Genomic DNA, 11879 nt, shown 5'->3' on the forward strand with positions numbered 1-11879 from the left:
GTTTCACCAATGACGCTGCGCTACCCGTCAAGGGGCGCGTTATCCAGCTTGTGGTTTACCCGAGCGCGTGCCGGGAGCAGGTCCATTACATCGCAGAAAAGTGGCCGGTTGGCCCAGTCATCCCTATCGCCAATAACATAGAAGCGCCGTTTGGCACGAGTAGCTGCGACGTTCAGCAAATTAGGGGTGGAGACCACCCAGTCACGAGCTCCAGGGCTTGCGGTGTTACCACCCAGCACCATGATTACCACAGGCGCCTCTTTGCCTTGCATGGTGTGGATCGTCCCGCGGGTCGTCTCTTCGGGTAGCATGGTATTGAGACGACGGCGTACGTCCTGGAAGGGCGTGATGACAGAGATATCTTTGTCAGGCACACCATCGTCTTTTAGCCGGGCCATCAGGTGCTGTAGCGCGTCCCCTTCGGCATCCACCCAATTGCCCGTGGATATACCCGTCGCATGAATCCAGCCGGTGGATAGCTTGGCTTTGGTTTCTTTTGCAGGGGAGGGGGCCAGCGTCCCGTACACCATGGCATTGTCGTAGGCTATTCGGTTGGCAAGATCGAACATGGGGCGATCACATCGGCGATGGACCACGAGAGGCAAGCCTACCCAGTTCTTGGAGTCGCGAGGGCCGAGCATGTTTCCCCAAGGGGTAGCTTGGTCGGCGAGGGTTTGTGCTGATTGCCGGTTAGGCAGCCAATGTGTCCCTACTCCAAAGCACTTCCGCATATGCTCCAGAGCAGCATCAGACACACTGATGATCGGGGGCAGTTGCAAGGGGTCTCCTACAAGCACTGCGCGCCTTGAGCGCCACAATGCGCCAACGGCCGCCTGTGGTGTCGCTTGCCCGGCTTCATCGACCAAGAGCCAACCTATCTCGCCTGCATTTAATGAACCGAAAGACCGCGCGAAGGATGCAAAGGTACTGCTCAGCACCGGGACAACCATGAAAAGCGAGGCCCAAACTGAGCGGATCGCGTCTCTGGAAACACCTGAGTAGCGTCCACCACCCAGCATATCGGTGACGAAGCGCAGGTTCGCTCTGATTCGCTTGGCTTCGATTTGGAAGAACGTGCGGTGCAACTGCAGGGCTTGTAGGAAGACCTTGGCCCTGGCTTGACGCCAGTCTTTAATTATCCAAGGCTCTGCCAGTTCAATCTCGTTACCTCTGCCGATGACGTCGGTGTCGAGCCAGGAGAGTAGATGGACCGCCTGACAGGTGATGGCCAGCGCCCGGGCTTTCGCGAATTGCGTTTGGGCGTGTTCGCGCAATTTCTTGAGCTCATCTTGTCCATCCCTCTGGAGCTTCTCCTGGACCATCTGCTCGGCGTGCAATCGTATCTCAGCCGAGGCAATAGGCTGATGTGCCTTTTTTGCCAGGTCGTACTGCAGTTGCAGAGGTCCGAGCAACGCGGCCCAGCGTCGATAGGCGCCCCAGAAGCTGAAGAGATTGGCCCAGAACCCCGGTTTGCGATTCTGGTGATTCTGCAGCGCCACCGAGCGAAGTCGCAGATTGTTGTTAGCGATCGGTAGACTGCCCTTCTGGAGGGTGGCTAGTTCAGATTTGGCAGCTGCAAGCTTTTGGGCCTGCAGTTGCAAGCTTTCTTCCTTCTGGCGGGCCGCACAATCTGTCTTGAGGAATGCCTCGATGATCTGGCCAATTTCCGCTGCACTGGCACTGAGTTTGTTGGCCCGGCTTATGGCCGTCTTATATTCTTCTACTGCAGACTCCCAGCTGCTTTGGTGCTGCTCCTTTGTCCGCCCCAGATCGATTTGCTTGCTGAGCCAGTCCAAGAATCCTTTCGCATGGCTTTTGGCTTCGGACGCTGTGCCGGAGTATTCTGGCTCCGGTGTTGGCTCATCTTCCGGAGCCTCGACATCAATCTCGTCAAGGTTGGGCTCGATATCGTTTGCTTTTGTGTCTTTCGGTACATCCTTGGAGCTGTCGCCATAAAAGAAACGGCTTACGAACTGGGTACGCTTGGCCTTGCTGCCCAGTGCGGCAGAGATGAGGCCCCAAGCCGGCTTTCCAGTTACCAGCTCGCCAATTTCGCTGAAATAGTCCGCCTCTTTGAGCCAGCTTTCATCAATCTTGTCTCTCTGCGGAAGCTCAAGGGTGACGTTCTCGACGGCGCCATTGTTAGAGGAGGCAACCACAATTTCATGGCCGTATAGCTTGGGGTTCAAGTTGTAGCTGATCAGCTCTTTCCCCCCACTATTCGCCTTCTCCCTCCCGTTCTTCAGGAAGGCCTCCGACGGCCGTGCGAACGAGGCAAGTACATCGGCGCGTTGAGTGACGATAGCTGCAATAAGGTCACGCAATAGCGTAGTTTTGCCGGTCCCGGGCGGCCCATTGATCCCGAGCAGTCCCTCGCTGTTGGCGAGCTCGGTCAGGATCGTGTTGACGGCCAGTTGCTGCGAATGAACAAGCCCTAAGTGTTTTTCAGCAGGCCAACATCCCTTTGAATAATGTGTGGGGAAGAGGCGCTCCACGAGTGCTCTAGAGTTTCGATCTTCGCTTATGTGCAGACGCTTCGCGGAATCATGGAGGCTGAGGTAGCCAGTTAGTGGAGCGCTGCTGATGCCTATTGCCAAACTGTCTCCAACATCGGCCAAGTCGCCCATGATGAAGCTGTTTAGTGGGTCATCTTCCAACTCTGGTTTGCTGGGGTTGGTAGGCATCGATCGCACGCGATGCGAGCGCTTGCCTAGGGGGCCGAAGAAGCTTTCAAGCCCGAGGTATTTCCGGATGAAGTTGGTCAGACGAATAATGCCGCTATCTGTGACTTCACCACCCAGATGAGCCTTCGCCCTTGCTCGGACAGCGTCCTGATCCTCATCGAAACCGCGCGTCCAATCCTTGTTGGCCATCGCCTTCGCCAGAAACCAGGCTTCGCTGGAGAGCACTAGGCTCTCATCAATCATGTGGCCGCTGGCATCGAACTTAACTGAGAACAGGGCAGAGTCGCGTTTTTGCGGCTCCTTGTAGCCTTCGTCCTCACCATAGAGCTCTGCCAGCTTCTTGGCGATATCGCGGCTGTCGTAGAGATGGCAAAAGAGCGTGTGGCTCCAGACCCTACCTTTTCGAATCGCCTCACGCGCTAGAGGGCTGTTTGCTGACCAAGGAAGTACAGGGGCAGCCGCCGATATGTCATGGAAGAAGGCTTCGTAATTCTTGTCCCGTTTCTTAATGGCGGGAGCGGCCTGCGGTTGCAACAGTTCCACCGCTTGCCAGTAGTGGACGATACTTGCTTGGATCATTGGATTCCTTTCAACGCACTCATTGCCCAGTCATTCCTGATTCGCTCTGCTGCGCTAAGCGAGGGGGATAGGATTATGCCAAAGTGCCACCATGTCGTTCAAAGTTTGCTTAGGGCCCATCCTGATCGAGCCATTGGCTGGCCATCTAAAGTAGGCTGAGCGCTTTTGGTGGCGAAGGGCGCACTGAGCCTGTCTAGGATTGACTCTCAATGCCGGGATTTAGCTGGCTATTCTCGAGGTGACCTGGAGCCATCCCCTGCCTGGGTATTGCACGTTACTGTTGCCGCATAGGCAGACCTAATCGCATCCACGCGGGTCTATCTGTGGGCCTTCGCAAGGGGCTGGCAAAGGCTGCAAATGGCATTGATTCACGCAACGTGGAGTGCCTCGAATCGTGGTGGCTACGCCACATCGAACTCTATCCACACGCGACGAGGGTCACCTCCCTTGCCGACACTACCTAACCGTACTTTCTGGATGGAGCCCGAAGGAGCGCTAAATGGGGCGGTTCCGCCCAGCAATTGAGGGTCGTCCGCACGAACAACGCGTGGTCCACAATGATCCCCAAGAGCTTTAAGCAACGAAGGGAAGGGCATTTCACCCCAGCGAACTTTTTTCGCATCGCTCTCGTTGGTAGGTATAAATGCCGAAAGATCTTCGCTGGTCATTAGCTCGAGACCTTTGGCCTTTGCCGTGGCATTTTCGCTGCCATGGTGCCCCACCTTGTAGTAGACCGTCCGCTCTAGCAGGTCAGGTCCTGTAACAACTGAACCGTTGGCCATAGTCCACTTTGTGTCTTCCCAGCTCAGCCAGTTGCCTATCTGGGCATCAGCGGCAAAGAGGAATACGCGTCCTGATTCAACAATTTCGAAGGCCAGCACGAGGCTTGTGTTGTTGATTTTATTGTCGAGTTGCATTGCCAGAGCACCGGCCGAGCTAAGCCAGTCAAAATCGATTCGACGCCATTGCTGGTCCGTTTCATTTGTGTCGGAAGTCCGCCGACGTTTTTTGGAGGCAACGAGAGGGCCGGGCTCACAGGGGCCAAAGTAGTGCGAGGACGCAAAGTCGCAGATGGGATTCCCGCGAGACTTGGTTACCTGGCGAAGCTCGTCGAGCGGTGTACCCGCGGCAGGATCAAACGGCGCTGTTATGTCAGTGAAGCTGCTATCCGGCCTGGCCGCAGAAAACGCATTTGAAAGTGTCTCGGCAATACGTAATCCATCCTCGTCACTGGCCATTTGGTAACGCTCACCCACTCTGTCGACGATATTCAGGTAGGTCGCGTTTCGTGAAGGTGCTAAGACGAATGCACGGATGGCCGGGTCGCTAGGAATGTCCAGCGGGGCCAGTCCGGGCTCAAGGTAGCGGATGCCATTTTTGGCCAGTCTGCCGGCAGCATCGCGCATGCCGCGCACCGTCTCTCCTTGTGCGCCGAAACTAAAGCCCAGGAGCTCATCGATGCCGTCGCGTAGCGTCGTGGCTGAGTTTTCCACTCCGAAAGGGAGGGCCCCATGCAACTGACGGCTGGCACTGGAGAGTGCGTTCAGCGCCTGCTTCTTGAACTTGTCCAGTTCCTGGGCTTTAGGGTCGCTCGGAGATTCTGTCCAGGCCATCCACACTTGATCGACAGTGAATTTCTCAAACCGCTTTGAGGACTCCCTAAAGGCTGAGATGTGATCAGTATGCTCGTGGGTGAGCACCAGAACGTCGATTCTTCCGTCAGTGCGTTGGTAGATATCGGCGACTATGTCGTCGATGATTTGGGAGCCTCCCGTAACAGCCGTATGGATCCCGCAGTCGATGAGCATCCAATACGATTGGCCGCCTTTTTTCCGAAAGCGAAGCAGGTGACAGTCTCCGATGCCTTGGCAGTAATGGCGGATGGTGAAGCCAGAGGGCTTAGCGGGCATGGCTGAGCCCTCCATTGTGTGCGTGCAGAAGAGCAAACGGTTCGTTCGGCGAGGAGGCAAAGTAGAGTGCTTGTAGCGCTCCCAGAGACTGGTCAGAAGCGCTCCGTCGCTGCCGATCTAGACGAGTCTCGCTGCCGCTATCCTTGATGATCGCGTAACGGATACTGCAGTCGTTTACTCGCGGGTCCAGTAGTAGCGTTGCCCCGCCGCGGAACCACATTTGGGGCCCATCGGGGTCCGCGGGATCCACCGGGACGCGTCGACGCTGCAGGACGGTGGCAACAACTTCGGTGAGAAAACTTCCATCGGGGGCAACCCGCCTCGCAGGGCGAACGCTGGGGACATCAAAAGTGGTTCTACCCACGTCTGCTTGCCCAACGACTGCCCCTGCGGCTGAGTATCGTGGTACGCCAGGAAGCAACCCGAACACTGGATAAAGTGAGGGATCGTGTTTGAGCAGATCAGAAATACGCGTCCACAGCAGCCAGCGGTTGGATTCGTTGAGCTGGTGGATTTCCTCTCTATTCAGTTTGAGATCCCATCCAAAATTCAGCCCTTTCAGCAGCTCTCCTAACCACGTCGGTTGCGGGTTCGCTAACGAGCCCCATGCCAATGAATCTTCGGAAATTGTTCGCACATCACGAGGCAGTAGGTTGCGCTTGCGGAATGCGTCCATGAAGGCCACGCGGTAGTAGTAGCGATCAACCGGTACTAGGTCGATATCTGCGGTTATTAGTGCCCGCAGATACTCACCGAACGTGATGTCCACTGCGGGGCAATAGTCCAGTGCGCGGATGCACATTCGCAGTACGTGACGGGCCGTCTTACAGGTTTCCTCGGTCAGCCGTTCGACCAGGTCGCTAGACAATGTTCCTTGGGGAGTATGTCCGACGCCGTTGGTGGCGATACGGATAAGGTCTGCGGTTCGGCGGTCAACGATGTTGAGGAATGCCTCATAAATCGCCGATACGAGGATCGAGCCACGCGCGTGTACATCTAGTTCTTCTGGGTAGATGGGTTTGTCGCCCACGGCGAGATAGGCGCGCAATGGTCCGCCACGATTAATTCCCTCACCGAACTGCTTGGCTAGAGAACCCAACAAGGCAGCGGCGCCCAGTGCACCCCGGGTCTGTCGGATCTGAAAGCGAACGAGCTCGGGAATGGAAAAGTGCTGGAAGATCGCCACGATGTCGGCGAAGGCCTCGTGGAACGCCGGCACGTCCGGATTCGATGCATCCTGGAAGCGGCGGTGTAAGCCATCGAGTAAAGCATGCGACATCTCATGGGCGATGATGTCACTCGATAGACAGGAAAAAACCATGGTGCCGTTTGGCGTTGGGTCGTTAGTCTGAGACTTCGAAGGGAAATAGCCGAACAGAAGCGCGACCTTGTCTGGACTGTAATAGGCATTGTCAGTGCGCAACGCATGGGGATAGATGCGCAGTCGGCGCACGCTATACGCTTTGAGCTGCGATTGACCATTGCGCTTAGTGACCTTGGCCCAGCGCGGCGCCCAAAGCACCCGTCGGCCGAGGGCTTCCTCGAAGTTCTTGATGGTCTTCATTGCCACTGCATAGACCATCTGTTGATGAAAGGCTGGATCCCCTTCGGAAGGCGGCAATCCGTGTTGTCTCAATACCTTGTCATTGTTCAGATCCACCGGATCGTAGAGACGGTTGGAGGCCGGATCGATGTCCACTACCTCCAGGTATTCGCCAACGGGTCCGGGTTTCAGGTCTTCTTCCCAGGGGACACTGATGGTGGTTTGGTTCACCTCAACAGCATCTAACGATTGGGCTATGGAGGGGTCGAGGGCATAGACGCGCAGGAGGCGAGGCGGTGATGGTAGTACCTTGGATTTGCGCTCGATCTTTGGTCTTGGCGCAACGGGGGTAGGTGCGATTCTCACCGCAACAGATCTGCGGCCGAGATGCTGCTCTAGGAAGGCTTTCAGTTGTGTGGAGGGGGTGCCAGCATCCAGTGCTGCTTCGAAATAGCGGTTGAGTGATGCTGGTGCGATGCCGGTGGTAACCCCAGTGTCTGCCAACGCTTCATCGACCTCCCTATAGCGCTGTGCCATTTGAGTTAGCTCGAGCGCGAACATTTCGGCTAGCACTGTTGGCTGATTGGAAGCTAGGCTCACGCCGCCGACGCCAAATATCAGATTCAACCATCCCCAGCTGGATTCTGCTGGAGGGGTCTTGTGAAGATCTGCTGCATTGGCCGGAGCAAATTTGAGCGCCGCATCGGCCTGCAATATGCCTCTGCCGATCTTCTCAAATGTTTCTTCCTTGCCCATAACCGCGGTGTTACTGAGTGCCGTTTTGAATAGGGCCATCCGCGTAGCTTCGATGCGCATCCAGGGCTTGGGGTAGGCGGCAAGTGCCTGTGCATGTGCTGCCATCCATAGGGCTGCGGCGGCGGCCAATTGCGGTGTGGCAGACGAGGTGCCGGCACCGTCCATGCTCACCAGGCTTTTACATCCAAACTCCGCCCATGGAACGTTTGGCGTGAAAGCGCCCATAGCAGTCTGCATCGCCGACATCGGCCCATAATTTCCTTGCATTGTGCCGAGGTCGAGGCCTGCATAGGCTCTGCCGTCGGCCATCACGCCACAGGCTGCGAGTACACGCTGGTATCGTGCCGGGAAGACAATGGAACCAGGCGTTGGCATCTTCGCGTAATTGTTGCCTGCGGCGGTGACCATAAAGAGGCCATGCTCGTAAGCAAGATTGACCGCGTCTACCAGCGCGCGTGAAGTCAGTCCCCCCATGCTCATCGACAGTACATGGGCTCCTTGGTCTATTGCATATTGAAAGCCTTGGACCATGGTGCTGGTGGAGAACCGCACGACCCAGTCCGCGATGCGGACGGGGATGACTGTCGCGTAAGGGGCTCCACCAATAAATCCAGCTATGGCATTTGTGGCGGGAAGGGGCTGGATCTGGTTGCCCGCCAGCAGACTCAGCGTGGCGTGACCATGGCCTTGATTTCGAATGCTGGTCCAACCAGACGGTGTGCGATCGGCCGCATTGTTAGGAAAGCCAGGATCGCGGAAGTTTCGCTGATTCTGCCTGTCCAGGTTCAGCGGCAAGGAAGCATGATTGGGGTCGTAGCCGGTATCTAAATGGGCTATCCGAATAGCCTGCTGTTGTGCACGGCCGACAAGGTTCCTCGCAAGGTCTAACTGCGAGTACTGGCTCTGTAAATGCCAGTCGTTGCCTGCGTGTGCTACAGCCTTTTGGCCGGACGGGTCCTGAGCGTGAAAAGTGCAGGCGGCAGCTCCCAGTGCTTGCATGGCGTGTGTAGCTTCAGGAAACCAGGCCTGCTCGATATCCGGTTCGATGAATTCGATTTGTGCGCCAGCGGAGCCCGCCAGGGCGGCTCCCTGGGCCTGTAGTAGCATCGCATGGGCTGCATCCCATGGGTTCGCTCCAGGCTGCAAGGGCGCCCTGTACCAAGTCGAACCTGGGGGCGCCGCTACGCCTGCTGCTCCGGCGATTCCCCGTTGGGCGGGAATCTTTAGAATTTCCTCCAAGCCTGTGCTGCCAACTGATGCAGCAATGCCTTTCATCTTCGTTGCGTTCAAGCTCCCACGAACCTTGACTAGCAGTGCCTTACTCATCCTGATTCTCCCTTGCGGGCGGCGCAGTTTCGATTGCCAGAGCGAAGGCCAACTGCCTGCATTCACTTTGAAGCGGGCTTAGTCTCGAGGCCGGAGTTGAGATGCGCATACGTTGGATGGATGCGCCAGAATTTGTAGCTTTTACCTTAGTTGAGCGGAGCAAAAACTCATCATTCAAATGAATGAACGGAGAGTGCTCCTGACGGCTGCTATCAACTGTGGATTCAACCGGTGAACGCAACACACTGAACCCTGTGTAATCAGGAGGAGTGTTGCAGATGAAGCAAAGGCCTCGGATCTACTACACCGAAAGCCAGAAAGCACTGATGTGGGATCGCTGGAAGGCAGGTGATTCCCTCCAGCAGATTGCCCAGCTGTTTGACCGGAATCATTCCTCGATCCAGCGGATTCTTGCGGAGACAGGCGGTATTCGCCCAGCTACTCGACGACGTTCCAGGTTGGCGCTCACACTAGCTGAGCGCGAGGAGATTTCGAGAGCACTTGCTGTTGGCCAGTCGATTCGGCATATAGCGATGCGCCTGGAACGAGCTCCATCCACCATCAGCCGCGAGATCAGCCGTAACGGTGGTTGTCGAAGCTACCGTGCCAACCAGGCTGATCAGGCGGCATGGGATAGGGCCCGTCGCCCCAAGCTTTGCAAGCTTGCCCAGTCCCCAAAGTTGGCGCAGCTTGTTGCCCAGAAGCTTCAGATCCAGTGGTCGCCCGAGCAGATCGCTGGATGGTTGAAGCGTACATATCCGGACGTGGCCGACCAAGTGTCACACGAGACCATCTACCGTAGCCTCTTCATCCAGGCCCGCGGCGCATTGAAGAAAGAGTTACTGGAGTATCTGCGCCGTAGCCGTGCGATGCGCCGGTCGCGTCACCACACCCAGAAAACCGACAACCATGGTCGCATCAGCGATACGCTTTCCATCAGCGAACGGCCGGCCTGCGTTGAGGATCGTGCGGTACCAGGGCACTGGGAAGGCGATCTGTTGTGCGGCAGTAAGAACAGTCAGATTGCCACGCTGGTTGAGCGCCGCAGCCGCTATGTGATGCTGGTGAAAGTAGATGGAAAGGACACCGAGACAGTGGTGAATGCACTGATCGAGAATGCCCGGCGATTGCCTCAGGAGCTCTACCAATCCCTGACCTGGGATCGAGGCCAGGAGATGGCTGCTCACAAGCGCTTCACTCTGGCGACGGATATCCAAGTTTACTTTTGTGATCCACAGAATCCTTGGCAACGCGGGACGAATGAGAACACCAACGGCCTGCTACGGCAGTACTTTCCGAAGGGAACTGATCTCTCGCTGTACTCGCAGGACTCGCTGGATAAGGTCGCTCGGCGGTTGAACGAACGACCCAGAAAGACCCTGGGGTACTCGACTCCCGCCGAGTGTTTTAATCAGGCTGTTGCGTCGATCGGTTGAATCCACAACCTATAGCGGACATTCAGTCTCTCAAGATCGCCCCACTTGAGGTGTCTACTTACCGTGGGGTGGAGTCAGCCTGCAACCTTGAGCATTTGAGTGGTGCGGGCGATAACTGAATCGATCATGGTTGTGTCCTGGTAGATCCGCGCTAGCAGGATGGCCCCTTCGTAGTCCGCCACAAGTTGTCGGCCAAGCGCCTGGGCGCGCACCTCGCCGTGGCTGCTTGTCAGGACGTAGGCAAAGGCCGCCGCCCAGTCATCCATGAAGGCGCGGATTGGCTCCATCAAGTCTGTATTGGCGTAACTCGCATCGACGGCCACCACACCCATCAGGCAGCCGATCGTGTCGTCCTGGAAAAGCTTCTTCGCCTTCTTGCCCAATACCGTCATGCGCTCAACCGGGGGCTTGCTGTCGTCATAGGCAATTGCGAACAGGGATTGCTTCAGCTTCTGGTGAGTTGTCTCCAACACATCCCTCAGCAATGACTCCTTGTTCGGGTAGTGGTGATAGAAGGACGCTTTCGTCAACCCGCAAGCAGTGGACAGCATGTCCATGGTCGTCCCGTGGTAGCCATGGCGTTTGAAGGTGCTAGCGCATCGGTGCAGCAGCTCATCTCGACTGATTTTCAACGGGCGCACGGACAAATCCTGGTCATGATTAGGTGCGCTGATTGTATGTCATAAGCCTGGCTATCTCAATTTGACGGTTACCGAATGTTTGGTTAGTTTCCAGTAACCGAACGGGTGGTCAGTAACCTGAGTTCGGATTTCAATTATCCAAAGGAGGTCAGCAGATGAGCGAAGCGAACAGTGGGCCGGGGCGTGTTTCCCGTGGGCAGAGAGGTGCAGTTCTCCTGATTGGTCTGGACAGGGCCGGCAAACGCAATGCGTTCGACAGCGCCATGCTGGAAGACTTTTCACTGGCTATGGGCGAGTACGAACGCAACGATGAGCTGCGCTGTGCAGTTGTATTTGCCCACGGGGAAAACTTCACCGCTGGGCTCGATCTGATGGAGCTCACTCCGAAACTGATCTCGGGTGGCTTCCAGTATCCAGCGGATGGAATCGATCCCTGGGGTGTCGCTAAACCTCGCCGTACCAAGCCGGTGGTCATCGCTGTTCAGGGCACCTGCTGGACGGCGGGGATCGAGCTGATCCTGAACGCTGATATCGCTGTCATCGCCAGCAATGCGCGCTTTGCGCATTTGGAAGTCTTGCGCGGGATTCCGCCCTCGGGGGGCTCCACCGTGCGGTTCACGCAAGCAGCTGGCTGGGCAGACGCCATGCGCTACATGTTGACCGGAGAGGAGTTCTCAGCCGCTGAAGCTTTGCGCATGCGACTGGTTAACGAGGTGGTCGAGCCCGGCCGGGAGCTCGATCGTGCCCTTGAGTATGCAGATCGAATCGCCAAGGCCGCGCCGCTCGCCGTCAAGGCCACGCTGCGTTCGGCGTTTCAGGCGCGAGATGAGGGTGATGATGCAGCGCTTTCTCAGCTCAATGAACTGCTCTTCGCTCTGATCCGCACGGAGGACGTACGCGAAGGTGTGATGGCGATGATGCAGAAGCGGGAGCCGGCATTCAAAGGCCGCTAAACCTCGCCCTGAGGGGGCTCTGACTTTCAGGCCACCTCTTCGTCAAATCGG

At 56.8% G+C, this 11879-nt stretch carries 6 protein-coding genes; 2 read left to right on the forward strand and 4 right to left on the reverse strand.

Annotated features, from left to right (window positions below; genetic code table 11):
* Positions 1 to 20 precede the first annotated feature (20 nt).
* The 3 genes from ACKI1H_RS16645 to ACKI1H_RS16655 form a co-directional block, all read right to left on the reverse strand.
* Complete coding sequence (locus ACKI1H_RS16645) at positions 21 to 3263, reverse strand: AAA domain-containing protein (protein WP_440465632.1); 3243 nt, start codon at positions 3261 to 3263, stop codon at positions 21 to 23.
* Between the two features lie 401 nt (positions 3264 to 3664).
* Positions 3665 to 5173: an MBL fold metallo-hydrolase gene (locus ACKI1H_RS16650; RefSeq protein WP_440465633.1), complete on the reverse strand. Its 1509-nt coding sequence runs from the start codon at positions 5171 to 5173 to the stop codon at positions 3665 to 3667.
* Positions 5163 to 8798, reverse strand: a complete 3636-nt coding sequence (locus tag ACKI1H_RS16655) for a S8 family serine peptidase (RefSeq protein WP_440465634.1) — start codon at positions 8796 to 8798, stop codon at positions 5163 to 5165. Before ACKI1H_RS16655 ends, ACKI1H_RS16650 begins: the two co-directional genes overlap by 11 nt.
* Before the next feature lie 278 nt (positions 8799 to 9076).
* On the opposite strand from ACKI1H_RS16655, the gene ACKI1H_RS16660 reads away from it, so the two are divergent.
* Positions 9077 to 10234, forward strand: a complete 1158-nt coding sequence (locus ACKI1H_RS16660; protein WP_440468877.1) for an IS30 family transposase — start codon at positions 9077 to 9079, stop codon at positions 10232 to 10234.
* Between the two features lie 74 nt (positions 10235 to 10308).
* Here the strand turns inward: ACKI1H_RS16660 and ACKI1H_RS16665 are convergent, their stop codons facing one another.
* Positions 10309 to 10875, reverse strand: coding sequence for a TetR/AcrR family transcriptional regulator (locus ACKI1H_RS16665; protein WP_440465635.1), 567 nt, complete (start codon positions 10873 to 10875; stop codon positions 10309 to 10311).
* Positions 10876 to 11030: 155 nt separating this feature from the next.
* Here ACKI1H_RS16665 and ACKI1H_RS16670 point away from each other — a divergent pair, with 155 nt between their 5' ends.
* Positions 11031 to 11828, forward strand: a complete 798-nt coding sequence (locus ACKI1H_RS16670; protein ID WP_440465636.1) for a crotonase/enoyl-CoA hydratase family protein — start codon at positions 11031 to 11033, stop codon at positions 11826 to 11828.
* The last annotated feature ends 51 nt before the right edge of the window (positions 11829 to 11879 follow it).

The organism is Pseudomonas sp. YH-1, assembly GCF_051990045.1.
Taxonomy (GTDB): domain Bacteria; phylum Pseudomonadota; class Gammaproteobacteria; order Pseudomonadales; family Pseudomonadaceae; genus Pseudomonas; species Pseudomonas nicosulfuronedens.